General features: G+C 65.6%; 21 protein-coding genes. 8 read left to right on the top strand and 13 right to left on the bottom strand.

Annotation, left to right across the window (positions count from 1 at the left end; genetic code table 11):
• Positions 1-58 precede the first annotated feature (58 nt).
• The 3 genes from FSY59_RS10820 to FSY59_RS10810 are packed head-to-tail and all read left to right on the top strand — an operon-like array spanning position 59 to position 3,497.
• Positions 59-1,972, top strand: a complete 1,914-nt coding sequence (locus FSY59_RS10820; RefSeq protein WP_003059564.1) for an ABC transporter permease — start codon at positions 59-61, stop codon at positions 1,970-1,972.
• Positions 1,969-2,730 (top strand): ABC transporter ATP-binding protein, encoded by a 762-nt coding sequence (locus tag FSY59_RS10815; RefSeq protein WP_003059565.1) that lies wholly within the window; start codon positions 1,969-1,971, stop codon positions 2,728-2,730. The genes FSY59_RS10820 and FSY59_RS10815 overlap by 4 nt, the downstream gene beginning before the upstream one ends.
• Positions 2,727-3,497: an ABC transporter ATP-binding protein gene (locus FSY59_RS10810; RefSeq protein WP_003059566.1), complete on the top strand. Its 771-nt coding sequence runs from the start codon at positions 2,727-2,729 to the stop codon at positions 3,495-3,497. The genes FSY59_RS10815 and FSY59_RS10810 overlap by 4 nt, the downstream gene beginning before the upstream one ends.
• Before the next feature lie 9 nt (positions 3,498-3,506).
• Here FSY59_RS10810 and FSY59_RS10805 read toward each other — a convergent pair whose 3' ends face one another.
• From FSY59_RS10805 to FSY59_RS10750, 12 genes are all read right to left on the bottom strand, one after another.
• Positions 3,507-4,097 (bottom strand): YiiX/YebB-like N1pC/P60 family cysteine hydrolase, encoded by a 591-nt coding sequence (locus tag FSY59_RS10805; protein WP_034400815.1) that lies wholly within the window; start codon positions 4,095-4,097, stop codon positions 3,507-3,509.
• Positions 4,094-4,522 carry a DUF4878 domain-containing protein gene (locus FSY59_RS10800; protein WP_050872962.1) on the bottom strand — a complete coding sequence of 143 codons (429 nt, stop codon included), beginning with the start codon at positions 4,520-4,522 and terminating at the stop codon, positions 4,094-4,096. The genes FSY59_RS10805 and FSY59_RS10800 overlap by 4 nt, the downstream gene beginning before the upstream one ends.
• 82 nt (positions 4,523-4,604) lie before the next feature.
• Positions 4,605-5,462 (bottom strand): SDR family NAD(P)-dependent oxidoreductase, encoded by an 858-nt coding sequence (locus tag FSY59_RS10795; protein WP_043370554.1) that lies wholly within the window; start codon positions 5,460-5,462, stop codon positions 4,605-4,607.
• A 70-nt stretch (positions 5,463-5,532) separates the two neighbouring features.
• Positions 5,533-6,405 (bottom strand): CoA ester lyase, encoded by an 873-nt coding sequence (locus FSY59_RS10790; RefSeq protein WP_003059570.1) that lies wholly within the window; start codon positions 6,403-6,405, stop codon positions 5,533-5,535.
• Positions 6,406-6,484: 79 nt separating this feature from the next.
• On the bottom strand, positions 6,485-7,474 hold the full coding sequence (locus tag FSY59_RS10785; RefSeq protein WP_019042922.1) for a tripartite tricarboxylate transporter substrate-binding protein: 990 nt from the start codon (positions 7,472-7,474) through the stop codon (positions 6,485-6,487).
• A 29-nt stretch (positions 7,475-7,503) separates the two neighbouring features.
• Complete coding sequence (locus FSY59_RS10780) at positions 7,504-8,454, bottom strand: tripartite tricarboxylate transporter substrate binding protein (RefSeq protein ID WP_003059574.1); 951 nt, start codon at positions 8,452-8,454, stop codon at positions 7,504-7,506.
• A 3-nt stretch (positions 8,455-8,457) separates the two neighbouring features.
• Complete coding sequence (locus tag FSY59_RS10775) at positions 8,458-9,600, bottom strand: M20 family metallopeptidase (RefSeq protein WP_003059576.1); 1,143 nt, start codon at positions 9,598-9,600, stop codon at positions 8,458-8,460.
• 9 nt (positions 9,601-9,609) lie between these two features.
• The gene (locus FSY59_RS10770; RefSeq protein ID WP_043370549.1) at positions 9,610-10,968 is read right to left on the bottom strand and encodes an MmgE/PrpD family protein; all 1,359 of its coding nucleotides are present in this window, start codon (positions 10,966-10,968) and stop codon (positions 9,610-9,612) included.
• Between the two features lie 34 nt (positions 10,969-11,002).
• Entirely contained in the window at positions 11,003-12,196 is a 1,194-nt protein-coding gene (locus FSY59_RS10765) for a CaiB/BaiF CoA-transferase family protein (RefSeq protein WP_050872973.1), read from the bottom strand.
• A gap of 174 nt (positions 12,197-12,370) precedes the next feature.
• Complete coding sequence (locus FSY59_RS10760; RefSeq protein WP_003059579.1) at positions 12,371-13,537, bottom strand: acyl-CoA dehydrogenase family protein; 1,167 nt, start codon at positions 13,535-13,537, stop codon at positions 12,371-12,373.
• Positions 13,538-13,601: 64 nt separating this feature from the next.
• Entirely contained in the window at positions 13,602-14,492 is an 891-nt protein-coding gene (locus FSY59_RS10755; RefSeq protein WP_148728954.1) for a MaoC family dehydratase N-terminal domain-containing protein, read from the bottom strand.
• Between the two features lie 22 nt (positions 14,493-14,514).
• Positions 14,515-15,528 (bottom strand): tripartite tricarboxylate transporter substrate binding protein, encoded by a 1,014-nt coding sequence (locus FSY59_RS10750; RefSeq protein WP_148728953.1) that lies wholly within the window; start codon positions 15,526-15,528, stop codon positions 14,515-14,517.
• Between the two features lie 134 nt (positions 15,529-15,662).
• On the opposite strand from FSY59_RS10750, the gene FSY59_RS10745 reads away from it, so the two are divergent.
• Positions 15,663-16,568: a LysR substrate-binding domain-containing protein gene (locus FSY59_RS10745; protein ID WP_148728952.1), complete on the top strand. Its 906-nt coding sequence runs from the start codon at positions 15,663-15,665 to the stop codon at positions 16,566-16,568.
• 19 nt (positions 16,569-16,587) lie between these two features.
• On the opposite strand, the gene FSY59_RS10740 is transcribed toward FSY59_RS10745, so the two are convergent.
• Positions 16,588-17,217 carry a Crp/Fnr family transcriptional regulator gene (locus FSY59_RS10740; protein ID WP_255439332.1) on the bottom strand — a complete coding sequence of 210 codons (630 nt, stop codon included), beginning with the start codon at positions 17,215-17,217 and terminating at the stop codon, positions 16,588-16,590.
• A 206-nt stretch (positions 17,218-17,423) separates the two neighbouring features.
• Between FSY59_RS10740 and FSY59_RS10735 the strand changes: the two genes are divergently transcribed.
• From FSY59_RS10735 to FSY59_RS10720, 4 genes are read left to right on the top strand one after another with little or no spacing between them, the layout of a single operon-like run.
• Positions 17,424-18,362: a 3-keto-5-aminohexanoate cleavage protein gene (locus FSY59_RS10735; protein ID WP_148728950.1), complete on the top strand. Its 939-nt coding sequence runs from the start codon at positions 17,424-17,426 to the stop codon at positions 18,360-18,362.
• 48 nt (positions 18,363-18,410) lie between these two features.
• Positions 18,411-19,619 (top strand): ABC transporter substrate-binding protein, encoded by a 1,209-nt coding sequence (locus FSY59_RS10730; RefSeq protein ID WP_148728949.1) that lies wholly within the window; start codon positions 18,411-18,413, stop codon positions 19,617-19,619.
• Entirely contained in the window at positions 19,616-20,563 is a 948-nt protein-coding gene (locus FSY59_RS10725) for a 3-hydroxyacyl-CoA dehydrogenase NAD-binding domain-containing protein (protein ID WP_148728948.1), read from the top strand. The genes FSY59_RS10730 and FSY59_RS10725 overlap by 4 nt, the downstream gene beginning before the upstream one ends.
• A 20-nt stretch (positions 20,564-20,583) precedes the next feature.
• On the top strand, positions 20,584-22,389 hold the full coding sequence (locus FSY59_RS10720) for a feruloyl-CoA synthase (protein WP_148728947.1): 1,806 nt from the start codon (positions 20,584-20,586) through the stop codon (positions 22,387-22,389).
• Positions 22,390-22,427 lie beyond the last annotated feature (38 nt).

The raw sequence follows: 22,427 nt of genomic DNA, 5'->3' as shown, positions 1-22,427 counted from the left end.
CAGCAGGTGGCTTTTTCATCTCTGAACACACTATGTCGAGCTTCAGGAGCTACGCAGCATGAGTGCATCCGGCCTGCTGGCCCAGTTGCTCAACGGACTGGCCAGCGCATCGTCGCTGTTTCTGGTTTCGGTCGGGCTGTCACTGATCTTTGGTGTCACCCGCACCATCAACTTCGCCCACGGCTCGTTCTACATGCTGGGCGCCTTCATCGCCTACAGCAGCGTGGACCGGCTCTCGCCCCATATCGGCTTCTGGCCCGCGCTGCTGGTGGCTCCGCTGGCCTGTGGCGCACTCGGGGCGCTGACCGAGACACTGCTTCTGCGTCGCATCTACAAGGCGCCAGAGCTATTCCAGTTGCTGGCCACGTTTGCGCTGGTACTGGTCATCAAGGATGCTGCGCTGTGGCTGTGGGGCCCGGAGGAGCTGTTCGGCCCGCGTGCCACAGGGCTTGAAGGCTCGGTGGAGATTCTGGGCCGCCAGTTCCCCACCTACGATCTGTTCTTGATAGCGGTCGGCCCTTGCGTCCTCCTGGGCCTGACGCTTCTACTGACCAGGACCCGCTTTGGCACCCTGGTGCGTGCCGCTACACAGGACCGCGAAATGGTGGGCGCCCTTGGCGTCAACCAGGCCTGGCTGTTCACCGCCGTCTTCGCACTGGGCACGCTGCTGGCAGGCCTGGGCGGCGCGCTGCAGCTGCCGCGCGAGCCCGCCAGCCTCGAGATGGACATGCTCACCATTGGCGCCGCGTTTGTGGTGGTGGTGGTCGGCGGCATGGGCAGCATACCGGGCGCCTTCATGGCCGCGTTGCTGGTGGCGGAGCTCAAGGCCGTCTGCATCTGGCTGGGTGTGCAGGAGATCGCGGGCTTCGAGCTGTCGTTCTCCAAGCTCACGCTGGTGGTGGAGTTCCTGGTCATGGCCGTGGTGCTGATCTGGCGGCCCTGGGGCCTGCTGGGCAAGCACCAGGCACTGGCACGCAGCGCTGGCGAGCCCGAACAGCCGCTGCGCCGCTCAGGGCGTGGTGCAACGGCCGCATGGCTGGGACTGCTGAGCGCGCTGGTGCTGCTGCCGCTGATGGCCAGCGGCGCCGCAGGCGGCAGCTATGCCACCGTGCTGCTGGCCGATATCTTTGTCGCCGCGCTGTTTGCGAGCAGTCTGCACTTCATACTCGGGCCCGGCGGCATGCACTCCTTCGGTCATGCGGCCTACTTTGGCCTCGGTGCCTACGGTGCGGCACTGCTGGTGCGTACCCTGGATCTGCCCATGGAAGCCGCACTGCTGCTCGGGCCCCTGGCCGCCGCTGCGGGCGCCCTGCTCTATGGCTGGTTCTGCGTGCGGTTGTCGGGCGTCTATCTGACCATGCTGACGCTGGCGTTTGCGCAGATCAGCTGGGCCATCGTCTTTCAGTGGGATGACTTCACGGGCGGCAGCAACGGCCTGACTGGCGTATGGCCCCCCGAATGGGCATCGCAGGGTCCGGCGTTCTACTGGCTGGCTCTGGGCATCTGCGCGCTGGGCATCTATCTGCTGCGCCGCCTGCTGTTTTCGCCGCTGGGCTATGCGCTGCGCGCATCGCGCGACTCGGCGCTGCGAGCCGATGCGATCGGCATCGACGTGCGCCGCATTCAGTGGACGGCATTTGTGATCGCCGGGCTGTTTGCCGGTCTGGCCGGAGCGCTGTTTGCCTTCAGCAAGGGCGGCGTGGCACCCGACGCCATGTCGGTCACCAAATCGGTGGATGCACTGGTCATGGTGCTGCTGGGCGGCGTGCAGACGCTGGCCGGCCCTGTGGTGGGCGCAGCAGCCTTTACCTGGCTGCACGACACCGTGGCACGTAACACCGAATACTGGCGCGCGCTGATGGGAGCGACCATGCTGATTCTGGTGCTGCTGGCACCGCAGGGCATTGCAGGCTATGCGCAGCTGCTGTGGTCGCGCGTGAGTGCCAGGGACCAATCAGGAGCTAGACAATGAGCCTGCTGCATGTACAGAACCTCAGCAAGGCCTTTGGCGGCGTGAAAGCCGTGCAACAGGTTTCATTCGGCCTGCAGGCGGGCGAGCTGCTGGCCCTGATCGGCCCCAACGGCGCGGGCAAGAGCACCACCTTCAACATGGTCGGCGGCCAGTTGCCGCCCGACAGCGGCCAGGTGCTGCTCAATGGCCAGCCCATCACGGGCCTGCCGCCACGCGCCATCTGGCGCAAGGGCGTGGGGCGAACCTTCCAGATTGCACAGACTTTTACCTCGCTCAGCGTGGCGGAAAACGTGCAGATGGCCCTGCTGTCGGCCGACCACAAAATCTTCAGCTGGTGGCCACGTGCCGCCAGTCACCGGCGTGCCGACGCCCTGGCCCTGCTGGAGCAGGTGGGTATGGCCGCTCAAGCCGATCGCCCCTGCAGCGCTCTGGCCTATGGCGATGTGAAACGAGTGGAGCTGGCCATGGCGCTGGCCCATGACCCGCAATTGCTGCTCATGGACGAACCCACAGCCGGCATGGCCCCGGGCGAGCGTGTGGCCCTGATGCAGCTGACGCGCCGGATTGCGCAGCAGCGCCACATGGGCGTGCTGTTTACCGAGCACAGCATGGATGTGGTTTTCGGTCAGGCGGACCGTGTGGCTGTGCTGGTGCGCGGCCAGCTGCTGGCCGAAGGCAGTCCGCAAGCCATTCGCGACGATGCGCGCGTGCAGCAAGCCTACCTCGGTACAGGCCTCGTTCTTGAAAAGCAGCAATGAATCAAATGCATAGCAACCAGCGCTTGATGGATAAGGGCAAGAGCCCCAAATTGCTTGAAGTCCAGAACCTCAACGCCTGGTATGGCGCAGCCCATATCCTGCATGAGGTATCGCTGAACGTGGGGCGCGGCGAGGTCGTGGCACTGATGGGACGCAATGGCGCAGGCAAGTCCACCACGCTCAAGAGCATTGCTGCCCTGGTGCCGCGCCGCGAGGGCAGTATCCGCTTCATGGGCGAGGCGCTGGAGAAAAAGGCTTCGCACCAGATCGCGCAGCGCGGCCTGGGCTATGTGCCCGAGGACCGCCGCATCTTTACCGAACTGACGGTGCTGGAAAACCTCGAGGTCGGCAAGCAAAAGCCACGCCGCTGGCCCGATGGCCAGGCCGTGCCGCACTGGACGCCCGAAAAACTGTTTGCGCTTTTCCCCAACCTGGGCGAGATGCCCGAGCGCCTGGGCGGGCGCATGAGCGGTGGCGAGCAGCAGATGCTGAGCGTGGCCCGCACGCTGATGGGCCAGCCCTGTCTGGTGCTGCTGGACGAGCCCTCCGAGGGGGTTGCTCCGCTGATCGTCGAGCAGATGGCGCGCACGATTCTCGAACTCAAGGCACAGGGCATAGGCATCTTGCTCAGCGAGCAGAACCTGCCATTCGCCGAGGTCGTGGCCGACCGTGCCTATGTGCTGGAAAAGGGCCAGATCGTGCATGCGGCCAGCATGGCCGAACTGGCGGGCGACAAGGCCGTGCGCCAGCAATATCTGGGTGTGTAGAGGCCTGCTCTAGCGCAAAGACAGCAAGGGCGTCAGCGGGCGCAAACGGGATGAGCGCAGCAGCTTGCCGGGCAGCAGGTAGAGCCCGCCGAGAACCGGCAGCTCCACCTTGGTGAACACCACCCCGAGATCCATACCACCTTGCTGCCAGGCCTGCCAGACCAGCGTGGTGCAGTACAGATCCTGAGCGTCTCCCTGCAGCTGAAACGGCTTGCCCTGCTGCGCCATGGCCCAGGCCACGGCCCGCTCACGCGTGCCGGTGTCGGAAGCGACCTGATACAGGCGATAGGCCCGGGCGCGCCGAGCGTCCAGAAAAAAGTCCAGCGAATCCAGCACCACGGCATCGGGCTGGCCCTCGCGTTCGGACGGCGTGGCATGCAGCACCTGCCACTGACCGGGCCGGCCCACCAGCATGCCCACATGGCTGAAGTCACCGCGGTCCACGGCTTGCACCAGGTGACTGACGTTCTCAGTACCCTGGCGGAAGATCAGATCACCGGGCGCCGCCTGCGGCGGCAGTTGCGGCTTTGCAAAAGCCAGGCCGACACAGCAGGCCGACAGCGCCATCACAGCAGCCGTTGCCAGCCGCCGAAAAATCACAGCTGCACTTTCCAGACGCCCTGTTCCTGAAACAGATTGATGCGCTCGCGGCGGGTACTGCCATCGCCATAGGTGACCAGCACCCGCAGCTTGACGACCTGCTGGTCTTCGGAGAGCGTTCTTTCCACCACTTCCACCTTGGCCAGGCCGCCCTTGGAGTCGATCATTGCCTTGGCGCCTGCCAGCATGCGGCGCAGCTTGTACTCAAAACTCGCCAGCTGCTCCCTGGAAATATTGCGTGCCGAGACCAGGGCAATGCAGGCGTCGAAATCGCCGGCCGCAACCAGTGCGTAAAAGCGCCGGATCAGCTCATCCTGACTTTGTTCAGGGGTGGCCGTGGCACAGGCCGACAGACCTAATGCCAGAGACAGCGAGAAGGATAGAAGCAGACAGCGGCGGCGGGAAGGGGAGACAGAAGCAGACACGGACCGGGTACAGCAAGAACAAGGAAGGCCGCAGTGTAGTCGCCACAACGGCCCGGCTCTTGCGTGCAATCAGTGCACCGGCCTATTCGACCACCACCGGGCTGAACTCCGGTGGTGCGCCGAAGTAGGCGCGCGGCGACGGAGGCTGCGCGCCATCGATGTCCTGCACGCCATACTGGCTGGCCAGTTCGGCCGTGTAGAACACGCCGCCGGAGCGCTGTTCCAGGCAGTCGGCATCGCCATGCAAGGCCAGAATCACCCGACCAATGAATTGCGGCGTTTCGGCGCTGTCGAAGCTGTCGCCGTACTTGTCGGGTTCGACCGCGCAGACGCGTGCGGAGCGTTCGGTTTTGACCAGCCCCGGCCAGAGCGAGACCACGCTCACGCCGGCAGGCTTGAAATCGTGGGCCATGTCGAAGCTCATCTTGTCCGAGCCGGCCTTTCCCGCGCCATAGGCCGGACCATGCATATAACAGCGGCTGCCGGCTGACGAGATATTGACCACCAGGCCGCGCCCCGCGATCAGCAGGCCGGCCGCGCAATGGCTGGCCACATAGGTGGAGCGCAGGCCCACATCGAGCAGCCCGGTCATCTCCAGCGGCTTCTGCCAGAAGGGCCCGGGCACCGTGAGCGCATCGGGAATCGCAATCGCACAATTGACCAGAATGTCGAGCCGGCCATGCTCGCGACGCACGCGCTCGAACAGCGCTGCCACCTGGGCATCATCGCCATGGTCACAGGCCACGGCAATGCCGTGGCCGCCCGCAGCCGTCACATCGGCGGCCGTCCTGCCTATCGTGCCCGGCAGCGGCGAGTCGCCCTCCTTCACGCTGCGCCCCGTTACATAGACGATTGCCCCCGACGCACCCAGCGCCAGCGCCACACCCCGGCCGACGCCACGGCTGGCCCCCGTCACCACACATACCAAAGCCTGGTTCATGCCGTTCCCCTGTTTCATGAAGCAGCATGAATCTGCACCAGACGGCGGTGCCCGGCAACGTCCGATAAGACTAGATGTCGCGCTGCATGCGCTGCTGGGCCCAGATGTGGCGGGCCAGTGTCTGCTGCGCCAGATGGAGCACGGGCGCATCCACCATCTTGCCGTTGACGGTGCAGACGCCGCCGCCAGAGGCCTGCATGGCCTGCACCACCGCACGGGCCTGGGCCACGGCCGGATTGCAAGGCGCAAACACGCGGTTGACCGTGCCAACCTGGTCCGGGTGTATGCACAGCTTGGCGCCAAAACCCATGCGCAGCGCGCGCCCGGTGTCGCTCTCCAGGCGGGCCGCATCCTTGGTATCGATGGTGACGCCATCCACGGCGCGGGCCAGTCCCCGCCGGCGCGATGCCAGGATCAGCGCCAGACGTACTGGCAGAAGCTCGGCTTCGTCCGGCTCGCACTGCATGCCGGCATCGACCTGAAAGTCCAGATGCCCAAAAGCCAGCCGCACCACCTGCGCGGTGCCGGCCAGCGCATCGCAGGCATCCAGGCCCGCCACGCTTTCCACCAGGGGCAGCAACGCACAGCGCGGGCCGGCTGCACCGGCAATCTGCTGCAGCACCGCCGCGCTTTCCGCCTTGGGCACCACGGCCCCGGCCACGCCGTCGGCCACCAGCCGTGCCAGCGCCCGCAGATCTTCATCGAACCAGGGCGTTTCCCAGGCATTGATACGTACCATCAACCGTTCGCGCTCGGACATGGAAAGCTGCTGCACGGCCTGCTCCAGGGCCAATCTGGCGGCCTGCTTGTCGCCGGGCGCCACGGCATCCTCGCAGTCTGCGATCACCATATCGGCGCCGCTGGCAAGAGCCTTGACAAGCCGCTGCGGCCGGTTGGCGGGAACGAACAAAAAAGTGCAGGCGTTATGCAGCAAGGTGCTCATGGCGTCTCTTGGAAATGCAGGATTTCAATCGGCTGATGGAGGCCCGCGCCGGGGCGCGGGCCTCATGCCGTGCACGGTCTTACTCGGCCGATACGCCGGCTGCCTTGATGACGGCGCGCCAGCGCGCGACTTCGGCCTCCAGGTGCTTGCGCAGTCCTTCTGGCGTGGCCTTGTCGGGCGTGACGAGATCGGAGCTGAGTTCGGCTATGCGCTTTCTGACGTTATCGTCCTTGAGCGCCACATTCAGCGCCTTGTTCAGTTGCTCCAACGCTTCCCTGGGCGTGCCCTTGGGCGCATACATGCCATGCCAGACCTTGACGTCGAAGCCCCTGAGGCCCTGCTCGTCCAGCGTCGGGATATTGGGCAGCGACGACAGACGCTGAGGTGTGGTCACGCCGAAGACCTTCGCGCGCTTGCCGTCCTGGATCACGGGCACGGTCTGGGTAGTCTGGTCGCACAGCAGGTCGACCTGCCCGCCCATCAGATCGTTCATGGCTGGACCGGCTCCCTTGTAAGGCACGACGGTCAGCTTCACACCCGCCTGGTGCATGAACAGCATGCCGCACAGCTGCGACACGGCGCCTACGCCGGCATTGGCCAGCGACACCTTGTCCTGGTGCTTTTTCACATAGTCCAGCAGCTCGGCAAAGCTGTTCGCCGGGAAGTCCTTGCGCGACAGCAGGGTCATGGGCACGTCCAGCACCTGGCCGATGTACTCGAAGTCCTTGAGCGGGTCGTAGGGCAGCTTTTTGTACAGCGAGGGCGCAGTGGCCATGCCCATGTGGTGGATCAATATGGTGTAGCCGTCGGGCTTGGAGCGCACGATGCGCGCCGGTGCCAGCGTGCCGCCTGCGCCCACCGTGTTTTCGACAAGCACCGTCTGCCCCAGGTACTGGCCCATCGGCACGGCCAGCAGCCGAGCCACCACATCGGTAGGCCCTCCGGCGCTGTAGGGAACGACCAGGGTCACAGGCTTGTCCGGCCAGCCTGCGGCCTGGGAAAAGCCGGCCCAGCCGAGCAGCAGAGCCGCGACGGCGCGGCGGGCGATTTGCGAGGGGAAGAAAGCCATGGTTGTCTCCTGGTAAAAATTCTGAAGGATCAATCGAGCTTGATGGGGCCCACGGTCTCCAGCAGCTTCTTGTAGCGTGCGATCTCGGCCATGTACATCGCGTCCGCCTCTTTCAGCGAAACAGGCGACAGCACGCGGCGGCCGTCGAGCTGAAGGCTGTGCTTGACTTTCTCGTCCGCCATCGCGAAAGCGAACAGCGCGCTGGCCTTTTGCTTCTCCTCCTCGGTGGCGGTACGCTTGAGGAAGTAGCCCGCATAGCTGGAGAAGTCGAAGTCGGCCAGCCCCTCCACGCTGCTTGCCGTCTGCAGCTGAGCCAGCGTGGGCGGTTTGGCAGCCGAGAAAATGCCGATGACCTGGAACATGCCCTTGGCCGCCATGTCGTCGAAAGCGGTCTGATAGGGCGTGATGGAGAAGTCGATCTGCCCGCCGATCAAGTCCTGCATGGCGGGCGCACCGCCCTTGTACGGGATGTGGTTCAGCGCCACGCCCTTCTTCTTGGCCAGGTACTCGCCCATCACGTGGTACAGCGATCCCACGCCCACCGTGCCATAGGTCAGGGGGCTGTCCTTGCGGCTACTGGCGAGCGCGAAGAATTCGTCGAAGTTCTTCACGCCCAGGCCCTTGCGCACGGCCAGCACCAGGTAGGTCTGAGTGACGTACTGCACGGGCACGAAGTCCTCGGACTTGAACTTGGCGGCCTGGTTCAGCAGCACAGGCAAGATCAGCTCGTTCTGCGTGCCCTGGAAGACCTGGTTCTGCGGGTTGGCCAGGAACTTGTTGACCGCCAGCAGCCCCGTGGCGCCGCCGAGGTTCTCCACGAAGAAGGGCTTGCCCTGGCCGCTGAGCGCGTTGGCGATCACGCGGCCCGTGGCGTCGCTGGGGCCGCCGGCTGGGTAAGGCACCAGGATGCGCCCTTGCGCCAAGGCCCCGAGGGACAGGGCCAGAGCACAGGCGGCCAGCAGAGCGGGGATGGTTCTCATAGTTCAGGCTCCCAGGGTCTTCAGGGTTCTAAAAAGCACCGTGGCCTTGCCGACCACCGAGTCGAGGCGCACGTATTCCTCGGGCGTGTGAAATCCGCCGCCCGACGGGCCCACGGCGCAGATCACGTCGCAGCCGCATTCGGCGGCGATGCCCGAGTCGGAGCAGCCGCCCGTCACCTCGCCTTTGACGGCGATGCCCTCGGTCACCGAAATCTCCAGGTACTTCTCGGCCAGGAGGCGCGAACCCTCGCTCTGCACGAAGGGCTTGAACTCGCCGCGCACCGACCACGACGCGGTCTCGCCCTGCAGGCTGGTGGCGCAGATGCGAGCCACCTCGCTCAGGCAGCGCTCGCGCTGCGCCATGGTGTGGATGCGCAGGTCCACCCCCGCCACAGCCGACGGTGCCACGGTGTTGACAGACAGGCCGCCACGGATCAGGCCCACGTTGAGGGTGATGCCCTCGTCCGGGTCGATGAGCTGCTCCATGCTCTGGATCTTTTTCGCCAGAGCCGAGATAGCGCTGATGCCCGAATAGAAGTTCGCCCCCGCGTGCGCGGCCTTGCCCTGCACCTGCACGTCGAAGAACACGCCGCCCTTGCGGCCCACCACCACGTTGCCGTTGGGGCGGCCGGGCTCGGAATTGAAAGCGTAGCGGTGCTGGCGACAGGTGGCCTCGATGAAGGCGCCGCTCTGGGGCGAGCCGATTTCCTCGTCACAGGTGAACAGCGCCGAGAGCGTGGTGCCTTTATCGCCCATGGCCTGCCAGGCCTGCAGCAGGTAGGCGTTCATCAGCACGCCGGCCTTCATGTCGGCCACGCCGGGACCATAGGCGACAGGGCCATCCACGCGAAAGGGCCGACGCTGAGCCTCTCCCTCGGGGAACACGGTGTCGCAATGGCCCAGCAGCAGGGCAGAGCGCTCACGCGACGCGCCGGGGTGGACGGTGGCGCGCACGCATACCAATCGCCCGCCATCCTGCAGCCGCTGCACCTCGATACCCAGCCCATCCAGGTAGCCGGCGACCCAATCGAGCACCTTGGAAACGCCTGCCTTGTGGTAGCTGCCCGAGTCGATGTTCACCAGGCTTTCCAACTGGCGGACGTAGTCGTCGAACCGTTCTTGCATCCACGCAGAAAAGTCGTTCATCGCTGTCTCCTACATCAAAGCGCCCACTTGCGGCCAGGCGGCCACAGCCCACGCTTTGTGGATGGCCGCGGCAGCCCGCGCCGCATCCACCCCGCCGTAGTCAGCCAGCCGCAGCGCCTTGGCCGTGATCTCCTCGCGCGACAGCGTGTTACCGGGGTCGCCCTTGGGTTCGTCGACACGGCCCTTGAGCAAGCGGCCATCCGTGGTCTGCACGCTGACCTTGCCTATCCAGCGCCGGGGATAGGCCGCGTCGACCTCGGCATCAAGCTCCATGCTCACCTTGTCGCGCAGCTCCACGGTCTCCTGTGCCAGATAGTCGCGGTCGAACTCCATCAGCCCCGCATGGCCGTGACGCGCCGCCAGCGCCAGCACGGTGCCCATGGAGAACTTGCTCTGGTGCACGGTGCTCGGCCTGACCACGGGGCCCAGCACATCGATGGCGCCCTGGTGCACATGGCAGGTGATCCGTGCCAGGTCGGCAGGCACTATGCCGTGCTGCTGCATGACCTGCAGCAGCGCATCGGCGGCAGGGTGGGTGTGGCGGCAGGAGGCATGCCATTTGAACGAGGTCTCTGCCGTGGCCCAGCGCGTGCCCAGCCCATCGCTGAGCCGGGCCGGGTCGGCATCGGTGGACATGCCCGCCGCAAGCCCCTGCGGCCCCATGAAGATGTCCTGCGCGCCCGTGAAACCATCCTGCGCCAGAAAGGCGGCCGTCAGTCCTGCTGAGGCAGCATGCGCCGTGTGCAACTGCTTGCTGTCGGCGCCCGTGCGCAGAAACTCCCACAGCCCCGCCGACTGTGTGCCGGCCGAGCCGAAGGCATGCTGCATCTGCTCGGGTGTCAGCTTGAGCAAACGGCCCACGGCAGCAGCCGCTGCCAGCGTGCCGGCCGTGGCCGTGGTGTGGAAGATGCGGTAGTGGCTGCGGCCCAGGAACTCGCCCACCCGGATGCCGACCTCATAGCCGGCCACACAGGCCTGCATGAGCTCGATGCCGCTGGCACCAAGGCTCTGCGCCACGGCCAGCGCGGGCGGGAAAACCACGGCGGCGGGGTGGAAGACCGAGCCGTTGTGCACATCGTCCTGCTCGGCCACATGCGAGGCTGCGGCGTTGGCCTGGGCCGCCATCAGCGGCGAGCTGGTGGCGTCACTGCCCAGTATCTCGCAGGGGCCCGCGGCCGGCCCCTGGGACAGTGCAAAGCGCGTGATGCTCTGCACAGGGCGCGCGTTCTGGCCGGCGAGAACGGAGCCGAACCAGTCCACCCACAGATCCTCGGCGCGGCGCTGCACCTGCAGCGGGACATCCTCCCAGCACAGCGTGGCCGCGAACCGGGCCAGCGGATGAATGCTCACTTGGGTCTCGTTCTTCATGGAATCACTCCCGCGCATACGCTGCGCACAGTTTTCACAGAGTTGCTTCTTCGGCGTACAGAGCACGGATGCGCTCGGCCGACCACCCCAGCTCGGCCAGGATGGCCGCACTGTGCTCGCCTAGGGACGGCACGGCGTCCATGCGGTAGTCAAAGGCGCTGTTGGCACCGGGCGGCAGCAGCGCCTGCACCGGCCCGGCCGGCGTTCCCACGCTGCACCAGCGCTGGCGTGCGGCCAATTGCGGATGGGCCCACAGGCCCGCCATGTCGTTGACACGGGCGTTGGCAATGCCGGCCTGCTCCAGGCGCTGCACCACCTGCTGTGCGTCAAGCCCGGCAAACACACTCAGGATCAGGCCCTGCAGCTCCTCGCGGTGGGCATTGCGCCGTGCATTGCTGTCAAAGCGCGCATCGCTGGCCAGTGCCGGCTGCAGCAGCACCTGCTCGCAGAAAAGCTTCCATTCGCGCTCGTTCTGCAGGCCCAGCATCACCGTACCGCCATCGCCCGCCATGAAGGGTCCATAGGGGTAGATGCTGGCATGCGATGCGCCCGTGCGCGGCGGCGGCGGCGCGCCGTCCCAGGCGTAGTACATGGGATAGCCCATCCATTCGCCCAGTGCCTCCAGCATGGAGACATCGATATGGCTGCCCTCGCCCGTGCGCCCGCGCAGCAGCAGGGCAGAAAGAACATTGGTATAGGCGTACATCCCGGCCGCGATATCGGCCACCGAGATGCCGGCCTTGGACGGCTCCTGCTCCGTGCCCGTGACCGAGAGAAACCCCGCCTCGCTCTGGATCAGCAGGTCGTAGGCCTTCTTGTCCCGGTAGGGACCGTCGGCGCCATAGCCGCTGATGTCGCAGACGATGAGTTGCGGGTTGCGGGCCTTCAGCACCTCGTAGGACAGACCCATGCGCGCAGCCGCCCCCGGTGCCAGGTTCTGCACCAGCACATCAGCCGTGGTCAGCAGTTGCAGCAGGGCTTGCAGGGCCGCCGGCTGCTTGAGGTCCAGCGCCAGGCTTTCCTTGCTGCGGTTGATCCAGGTGAAGTGCGAGGACTGGCCATTTACACGCTGGTCGTAGCCGCGCGCAAAGTCGCCCGCACCGGGGCGCTCCACCTTGATCACGCGCGCCCCCAGATCGGCGAGCTGGCGGGTGCAAAAGGGTGCGGCCACCGCGTGCTCCAGCGAGACCACGGTGATGCCGTCGAGAGGGCGGATGGTATTGGTCATGAATCGGTCATTCCATGGATTGGCTTGGTGAGCGGCGCGTGCAACCGGCGCAAAGCAGGCCAGCAGACGCCGCGCAAGGGCCGCCCCGCCGCGCTGGCGTCGTCCCCCTGCCCGAATTGCTCAGCAATTCGAGAGAAGGGGGAAGCGGCGCAGCCGCTCAGGGGGCTGCCCATGTCAAAACGAACGTGGCAGACCCAGCAGGTGCTCGGCCACATAGGAATAGATCAGATTGGTGGAGATCGGCGCCACCTGATAGAGGCGGGTTTCGCGGAACTTGCGCTCCACGTCGTACTCGCAGGCAAAGCCGAAGCCACCGTGGAACTGGATGCAGGCATTGGCTGCCTCCCAGCTGGCCTTGGCCGCTAGATACTTGGCCATATTGGCCTGAGCGCCCATGGACTCTCGCGCGTCGAACAGTTCGCAGGCCTTCCAGCGCATGAGATTGGCGGCCTCGACCTCGATGAAGGCATCGGCGATCGGGAACTGCACGCCCTGGTTCTGGCCGATGGGACGGCCGAACACCTGGCGGTCCTTCACGTAATTCGTCACACGGTCCAGGAACCAGTAGCCGTCGCCTATGCACTCGGCCGCAATCAGCGTGCGTTCGGCGTTCAGCCCGTCGAGGATGTACTTGAAGCCCTTGCCTTCCTCGCCGATCAGGTTCTCCTCGGGAATCTCCAGATCCTCGAAGAACAGCTCGTTGGTCTCGTGGTTGACCATGTTGAGGATGGGGCGCACGGTCATGCCCTTCCTCTCGGCCTCGCGCAGATCGACCATGAAGATGGACATGCCCTCGCTTTTCTTCTTCACTTCTGCCAGCGGTGTGGTGCGCGCCAGCAGGATCATGAAGTCGCTGTGCTGGATGCGGCTGATCCAGACCTTCTGACCATTGATCACATAGCGCCCATCCTTCTTCACGGCGCTGGTCTTGATCTTGGTGGTGTCCGTGCCCGTGGTGGGCTCTGTGACACCCATGGACTGCAGCCGCCATTCGCCCGAGGCGATACGCGGCAGGTATTTCTCCTTCTGCGCCTGCGATCCATGGCGCAGCAGTGTGCCCATGTTGTACATCTGGCCGTGGCAGGCGCCCGAGTTGCCGCCGCAGCGGTTGATCTCCTCCATGATGACGCTGGCCTCGGTCAGGCCCAGGCCGCTGCCGCCGTACTCCTGCGGAATCAGCGCGGCCAGCCAGCCTGCGTTCGTGAGCGCGTTGACGAAGGCTTCGGGGTAGACGCGCTGCTCGTCGATCTTGCGGAAATACTCGTCGGGAAACTCCGCACACAGCGCACGAATGGCATCGCGGATCTCGTGGTGGTTATTGGAGCTGGTGTATTCGATCATTTCAAGCCTTTTGACCTCAAACGCTTACCCATAAAGCGTTATCAGCTATGGTTTTCTTAATTCTTCAGGACACCGTGGCCGTAGCCTGCATGGTGAGAAAGCCGTCGTGGTCCCGCGCCCACAGGTCGATGGTCCTGCCGTCCTCGCGCGGCTTGCCGTGCACGCTGAAAGGGTGAAGGTCGAAGGTCGGCCGCAAGGCCTTGAAGTCGAACGTGACCACCTTGGCGCCCTGCAGCTTGCGGCGCAGCAGATCGAGCAGCAGCGTGGCAATCAGCGGGCCATGCACGATCAGGCCCGGGTAGCCCTCGACCTGGGTCACGTACTGACGGTCGTAGTGGATGCGGTGGCCGTTGAAGGTCAGCGCCGAGTAGCGAAACAGCAGGATGTCGTCTGGCACGATGGTGCGCGACCAGGCTGCCTGGCCCGCAAGCGGCGGCTGCTGCGGTGGCGGCACCGGATCGCCGGGGCCGGCGGCGGCCCGGTAGACGATGTCGTGCTCCTCGACCAGCGCCAAACCGTCCTGGTTCGAGAAACGGTGTTCCACCAGCACGAACAGCAGCTCGCCCGAGCGTCCGGTCTTGTGCTGCACGCTGCGTATGGTGGAGACACGCTGCACCTCCTGCCCCAGGCGCAGCGGATTGTCTGTCTCCCAGCGCAGCCGCCCGCCGGCCCACATGCGGCGCGGAAGCGGCACGGGCGGCAGAAAGCCGCCGCGCCGTGGATGCCCGTCGGGGCCGATCTCGCTCTGACGCGCATGCGGCAGGAAATACAGCCAGTGCCACAGCGCAGGCACGGCTGAGCCGTCTTCAGGCACCGGGTCGTCACGGTCCAGCGTGGCCGAGAGGGCACGCAGGGGAGCGGCGGTGATGAGGTCGGACATGGTCTCGCTACGCTCCTGCCAAGACTGGAGCTTGGTCAGGGCGGCAGCGTTGATCTGGACGGTGTTCGGGTTCATGGATGAAAGTGCAGGAAGGAATTCAGTTCACCGTGGCGCCGGAGGTCTTTACGATCTGAGCCCATTTGGCGATGTCCTGCTTGAGGACGGCAGCCAGCTCGTCGGGCGTGATTTGACGCTCTGGCGTGCCCGCAAGCTCCACGCCTTGGGCCTGCAACTGGGCGCGCATGTCCTTGTCCGCCATGGCCTGCTGCATACCTTCGCTCAGCCGGCTCATCACCGCAGGCGGCAGGCCGCGCGGTGCGAACAAAGCAATCCAAAGCGTGCCGTTGTAGCCGGGCACGAACTCACCCAGCGAGGGCACGTCAGGCAGCACGGGCGAACGCGCTGCGCTGCTGACGGCCAGTGCCCGCAATTTGCCCGACTTGATGTACTGCAGCGTGGACGGCAGGCTGCCGAACAGCAGCGGCAGTTGCCCGCCCAGCACATCGTTAAGTGCAGGCGCCACACCCTTGTAGGGGACATGCTGCAGCTGCATGCCGGCCATCTGGTTAAGCATCTCGCCCAGCAGGTGGTTGAGCGTACCGTTGCCTGCCGATGCATATTGCAGCTCGCCGGACTTGGACCTGGCCAGGGCCAGCAGCTCAGGAACGGTCCGTGCGGGAAAGGATGGATGAGCCAGCAGCACATTGGGCACGGCACCGATCATGCTCACCGGCGTAAAGTCGCCCACGGGATCGAAGCCCGGCGACTTGTAGAGCGCGGGATTGATAACCTGGCTGCTGCTGATGGTCATCAGCAATGTATGGCCGTCCCTGGCGGCCTTGGCCACGGCCTGGGTACCGATGTTGCCGCCCGCACCGGGCCGGTTCTCGACTACCGTGCCCACGGACAGCTTCTCGCCCAATTTCTGTGCCACGATGCGGCCCACGATGTCATTGGTTCCGCCCGCGGCCTGGGGCACCACCAGCACGATGGGACGGGCGGGATAGGAGGCCTGTGCCCAGGTCGGCAGGCCCAGGGTCAGCAGAGCGCCGGCACAGAGGCTGCGGCGCGATACCGATGGGGTGGAGAGCGGGGCTGATCGGACTGGCACGGCGACTGTCTCCTCTTTTGGGATTGATAGCCCTATGCTCGCTGGCACCAGCTCTGTGCACAATCTCTGATATTGGAATCAAGCCTTTTGCTTTTCCGAAGCCTTGACTTGACTGGTATAAACCATGAACCGCCATGCAATTCGATCTAAAGGATTTAAGACTGTTTGTTTTGATAGCACAGACAGGAAGCCTGACAAGGGCTTCTGAACAGTCTCATCTATCGCTTGCAGCCACCAGCGCACGTGTCAGGGCACTGGAGGATCAGGCCGGCATGCCTTTGCTGATACGAGAGGCTAGAGGGGTAAAACTGTCGGCACCCGGCGAGGCCTTTTTGCACCATGCGCGTGCCATGCTGCAGCATTCGCAGCAATTGCAAGCCGACCTGCAGGAGTACGGCGCGGGCCTGCGCGGCCATGTGCGCGTATTCGCCAACACCACGGCCGTGACGGAGTTCATGCCCGACATACTTGCGGCCTACCTCACCCACCACCCGCACATCAGCGTGGACCTGCAGGAGCGTCCCAATGCCGGCATTGCCGCCGACATCCGCGACGGCCGCGCCGACCTGGGCATAGTGGCCGGCGAGGTGGACACGCACGGCCTGCGCGTGCTGCATTTCAGCACCGACCGGCTGGTGCTGGTGACCCCCGACACCGCACGCTGGGCGGACATGAGCAGCGTGGCCTTTGCCGATGTGCTGCGCGAGCGCTTTGTGGGCATGCACCGAGGCAGCACTCTGCAGACTTTTCTGGAGCGGCTGAGCCAGCAACTGGGCACCACGCTTAAGCTGCGCATACAGCTGTCCAGCTTCGACTCGATGTGCCGCATGGTCGCGGCAGGTGTGGGCGTGGCCGTGGTGCCCGAGACCGTGGCACAGCGCTACCGCGGTCTGCCGCGTGTCTGCCGCGTCCCGCTGACGGACGCCTGGGCAGTGCGCCCGCGCTATATGCTGGTGCGCGAGGAGCAGCAGGTATCGGCCCAGTTGCAGGAACTGATGGACGCCATCGCTGCCTACCATGAGCACAGCGAGAGCATGTGAGGCTGCGTGAATCTGGCCGCTAGAACGATGCCGCAGCAAGCACACGCGTGCGCAGCTGCGGCAGGTCGATAACGGTGATGCCGCCGTATTCGATCTCTATCAGGCCCGCCGCCGCCAGGCGCCGCAGCGCTGCGTTGCAGCGCTGGCGTGACAGGCCCGAGAGGTTGGCGATCTCCTCCTGAGACACCCGCAGGCGCGGATCGCTGCCCGGATGCAGCCATGAGTGAAACAGGCCCACCAGCGCGCGCGCCACCTGGCTGTCGGTATCGAGCAGATGGTAGGCCGCGAAGTTGCCCAGGAACCAGTGCATTCGCTCGTTGATCTGACGCAGCAAAAAGGCTTCGAAGCTGCGCTCGCTGCCGCGCAACCACTCGAAGACCTCCACAGGCATCAAGGCCACGCGGCTGTCGCGCAGCGCGATCACGTCCGCCGTGCGCGCCACACCGCGCAGCACCGTTCCCTCACCGAACCAGCTTCCCACCGACAGGCCGCCCAGCGTAACCGAGCGACCGTCGGCGCTGCTCACCGACCATTTGAGCAGACCTTCGATGGCGCCATACCAGTGCCGGGGCTCATCGCCCATACGGCACAGCGCAGTGCCCGCGGGCAGGTCCACCTCGCGCATCTCGGCACGCACGCGTTCGCGCACGGCAACGTCGAGCGCGGGAAACCAGACCGAGCCGGAGAGCAGTTCGTCGAGAGTGGGGCGGGCCGCGGCCGTTGAGCGGTGATGGCGGGCGATGGTGAAGCTCCTTGCGTACTTACCCCGAGGTCAAATGTCATCGCAACGACTGATTCATGCGGGGGTGAAAAAAATAATAGCTGACGACCCAACCCCACGCATCAGGAGACGCCATGAGCAAGCGCAAGGTGATCGTGACCATTGCCCCCACGGGCGGCATGGCCCGCAAATCGCAAAACCCCCATCTCCCTACCCAGCCGGAAGAGATCGCCGAAGACGTGGTGCGCTGCTGCAATGCGGGCGCCAGCGTGGCTGCCATCCATGCGCGCCGCCCAGACGACGGTGCCACCTGCAATGCCGACATCTACCGCGACATCAACACCCGCATCCGCGCTGCGGGCTGCGACATCGTGATCAACAACTCGACGGGCGGCGGCGTGCACGGCGACATGGTGCGCGAGTTGCAGGGCGGGCGCTGGGAAATCGCCTGGGAGGAGCGCATCAAGGGCATGGAGGCAGGCGCCGAGATGTGCACGCTGGATGCGACCACGCTGAACCTGAGCTTCGGCGGGCGCGAGATCCTCATGGACACGCCGCTGTCGCGGGCCCGCGAGCTTGCCGTAGGCATGAAGGCACGCGGCATCAAGCCAGAGTGGGAAGTCTTCGCCCACACCCATATCCTGCAGGACGTGACGACGCTGATCGAGGAAGACCACGATGCAACCCCGCACTTCATCAACCTGGTGATGAACGTGCACCGCAACTTCCAGAACGCGATGCCGTTTTCTCCACGTTATCTGCAGCAGATGGTGGACGTTCTGCCCACCAACAGCATCTTCTGCGTCAGCGGCATCGGTCCCTCGCAGCTGGAGGCCAATGTGGCTGCGCTGCTGCTGGGCGGCCATGCACGCGTGGGTCTGGAGGACAACCTCTACTACCGCCAGGGCGAGTTGGCCACCAATGTACAGCTGACCGAGCGCATTGTGCGGCTGATCCGCGAGCTCGACATGGAGCCCGCTACACCCGAGGAAGCACGTCAGATCATGGGACTGCAACGCGGCAGCTCGCCGCTGCCCGCGTTCGCGCCCGCAGCCATGACACAGGCGGCTTGAGCCGCACACGACGCAGCACAGTTCGCAAAACAACGAGGAGACAGCATCATGAACTTCGCATTCAAGGCCCTGGCCGGCGCCGTGACGCTGGCCGGCGCGGCCACGGCAGCAGCTCAGATTTCGGACGATGTGATACGCATAGGCTTCATCAGCGACATGTCGGGCGTGTACCGCGACTACGACGGACCGGCAGGCGCAGAGGCCATACGCATGGCCATCGCCGACATGGGCGGTGCCATCAACGGCAAGAAGATCGAGCTGGTGGCGGCAGACCACCAGAACAAGGCCGACATCGCCGCCGCCAAGGCGCGCCAATGGTTCGACGTGGAAGGCTTCGACATGCTGATCGGCGGCGTGAACTCGGGCGCGGCCATTGCCATGGCGGGCGTGGCGCGCGATAAGCGCAAGCCCTATTTCGTGGTCGGCTCTGGCGCTTCCAGCCTCACCAACGAGCAGTGTTCGCCCTACACGGTCATGTATGCCTACGACACGGTGGCCATGGCGCGCGGAACCGCCAGCGCCGTGCTCAAGAGCGGCGGCAAGCGCTGGTTCTTCGTGACGGCCGACTATGCCTTCGGCAATGCACTTCAGGCCGATGCAGCCAAGGTGCTCGAAGCCGGCAGCGGCAAAGTGGCCGGTGCGGTCAAGCACCCGCTGGGCGCCAGCGACTTCTCGTCTTTCATGCTACAGGCTCTGGCGGCCAAGCCCGATGTACTGGCCCTGGCCAACGCGGGCGGCGACACGGTCAACGCCATCAAGTCGGCGGCGGAATTCGGGCTGGCGCAGAAGATGAAGCTGGCGGGCATGATCATCACCATTCAGGACGTGCACGCCCTGGGCCTGAAGACGGCACAGGGCATGTATCTCACCGATAGCTGGTACTGGAACCAGAGCCCCGAGGCCAGCGCATGGGCACGGCGCTTCTTCGACAAGCACAAGCGCATGCCCACCTCCTTCCATGCAGGCGACTACTCCGCCACGCTGCAGTACCTCAAGGCCGTGCAGGCCGCGGGCACGGACGATGGCACCAAGGTGATGGAACAGCTCAGGAAGACCCGTTTCAACGACATGTTCGTCAAGGACGGCTGGCTGCGCGCCGACGGCCTGATGGTGCATGACATGCATCTGATGCAGGTGAAGATGCCGGCCGAATCCAGAGAACCCTGGGACTACTACAAGGTGGTCGAGACCATCCGGGGCGAGGCCGCCTGGACCACCCGCGCAGAGACGCGCTGCGCGCAATGGAAGACATCATGAGCGCGGCCGCACCAGCGATACGGCGCGTGGCCGTGGTCGGCACCGGCGTGATCGGTGCCAGCTGGGCTGCGTTCTTCCTGGCGCGCGGCCTGGAGGTGACGGCCACCGATCCCGCACCCGGCTCCGAGCAGCGCCTGCACGAAGCGGTGCAGCGCCACTGGCCGACCATGCAACGCATGGGGCTGGCGGATGGAGCATCGCCCGAACGCCTGCGCTTCGACGCCGAACTTGAGCGTGCGCTGGACGGCTGCGACTTCGTGCAGGAAAGCGGCCCCGAGCGCGCCGACTTCAAGGCTGACCTCTATGCGCGCATGGACGCGGCCACGCCGCCGCAGGTACTGCTGGCCAGCAGCAGCTCGGGTCTACCGGTCAGCGGCATGCAGGTACGCTGCAAGACGCCGCAGCGAGTGGTTCTGGGTCATCCCTTCAATCCGCCGCACCTGATCCCGCTGGTGGAAGTGGGTGGTGGCGGTGCCACATCGCCAGACAGCATCCAGCGTGCCATGGATTTCTACGCGGCACTGGGCAAGCGCCCCATTCATGTACGGCGCGAGATCGCTGGTCACATCGCCAACCGCCTGCAGGCCGCGCTGTGGCGCGAGGCATTTCACCTCGTTGACCAGGGCGTGGCCAGCGTCAGTGACATCGACACGGCCATCGCCCACGGCCCCGGCCTGCGCTGGGCGCTGATGGGGCCATTCATGAACCTGCATCTGTCTGGCGGACAGGGTGGCATGCAGCATCTGCTGGAGCACCTGGGCGGCCCCATCGAAAGCTGGTGGCGCGATCTTGGCGATCCGGCCATGACAGCGGCGCTCAAGGACAGTGTGGTGCGGGGCGTGGCCGAAGCGCGCGGCATGCGCCGCGAGCAGGAGCTGGAGCGCACGCGCGACGAACTGCTGACCGACCTGATACAGGCCAAGGCCCAGGGCTCGCTGTTCTGAGCCCACATGGAGGAGCACCCGTGCAAGCCATAGACTTCCTGTCCGACCCGCAGCAGGTCGCCCCGCCGCGCAGCCTGCGCATCGATTCCGACGACGGCAGCTTCGTGCTGCGATCGCCCGTGGAGCTCAAGCCCTATGCACGTTGCGTGGGCGAGTGGGTGGAACGCTGGGCCTGCGAGACCCCCGAGGCACCGGCCCTGGCCGAGCGCACTCCCGACGGCAGCGGCTGGCGCCAACTGCGCTGGGGCGAGCTGCGCGAGGCCGTGGGGCGCGCAGCCCAGGGACTGCTGGACCTGGATCTGCCTCCCGGGCCTGTGGTCATACTGTCGGACAACGCCATCGATCACGCGGTGCTGATGCTGGCCACCATGCACGTGGGCCGGGCAGCCTGCTCGCTGTCCAGTGCCTACTCGCGCACGGCGCGCGACTTCGGGCGACTGCGCCAGATGCTCCTGGCGCTGCGGCCTGCGCTGATCTACGCATCAGACGCGCGCCTGTACGGAGCGGCGCTGGCGGCCTGCGAAACCCGCGCGCCCTGCGTCTTCAGCGCGCATGCACAGCACTGGCCCGGCGGGCTGGACTTCGAGGCGCTCATGGCCAGACCCGAGACGGCCGCCGTGCGCACCGCCTATGAGGCCATCGTGCCCGACACGCATGCCAAATACCTGCTGACCTCGGGCTCCACAGGCTCGCCCAAGGTGGTCATCAACACGCACCGCATGCTGTGCGCCAACCAGCAGCAAATGGCGCAGACATGGCGCTTCCTCGAGCAGGAAAAGCCCGTGCTCGTGGACTGGCTTCCCTGGAGCCACACCTTCGGCGGCAACCATAACCTGCATCTGGTGCTGGCGCACGGAGGCACGCTCTACATCGACGAGGGCCGGCCCGTACCGGGTCTGATCGAGAAGACGGTGCGCAATCTGCGGGAAGTTCGGCCCACGCTGTGGTTCAACGTGCCGCGTGGCTTCGATATGGTGTTGCCGCTGATGGAGGCCGACGACAAGCTGGCGGCGGACATGCTCTCGCGCCTTCGCCTGGCCTTCTACGCGGCTGCGGCGCTGGCCCCCTCGACCTGGAAGCGGCTGGAGGCGGTGGCCCTGCGCGTGCGCCAGGGTCGCCCCCTGTGGCTGACCACGTCCTGGGGTTGCACCGAGACCTCGCCTGCAATCACCTCGGCCCACTGGCAACTCGACGGCGCAGGCTGCATAGGTGCGCCGCTGCCCGGACTGGAGCTCAAGTTCGTGCCCAACGGCAGCAAGCAGGAAATGCGCGTCAAGGGCGTGTCGGTGTTTCCCGGCTACCGCGATGCAGCGCGCGAAACGGCCGCAGCCTTCGACGAGGAAGGCTACTACCGCATAGGCGATGCAGGCTTCATGGTCGACGAGCTGCGCCCCGAACGCGGCATCATCTTCAACGGCCGGGTGACCGAGGACTTCAAGCTCTCCAGCGGCACCTGGGTCTCGGTGGGAACGTTGCGCGTGGAGCTGGTGTCGCGCCTGGCACCATGGGTGCAGGACATCGTCATCGCAGGCCACGACCTCGACGAGCTGGGTCTGCTGGTGTTTGCCACACCCGCAGGCGCTGCCGCCCCCGAAACACTGGCACAGGCACTGCGCCGCGTGATGCACGAGCAGCGCGACGCAGGCGCGGGCAGCTCGCAAAGCCCCGGCTGCGCGCTGGTCCTGGCCGAACCACCGGATGCAGAGGCCGGAGAGATCACCGACAAGGGCTATATCAACCAGCGAGCGGTGCTGGCGCGGCGCGCCGATGCGGTGCGACGTCTGTTCGCGTCAAAGGATGCATCGGTCATTCGCTGGGATAGCTGAAGCCATAGCAGTCATCGCAAGTCAGTGCTCAAATATTG

This window comes from Comamonas sp. Z3 (genome assembly GCF_008121565.1).
Classification (GTDB): domain Bacteria; phylum Pseudomonadota; class Gammaproteobacteria; order Burkholderiales; family Burkholderiaceae_C; genus Comamonas; species Comamonas brasiliensis.
Note: the sequence above shows the minus strand (reverse complement) of the source record. Positions and strands in the feature narration are given on the sequence as shown.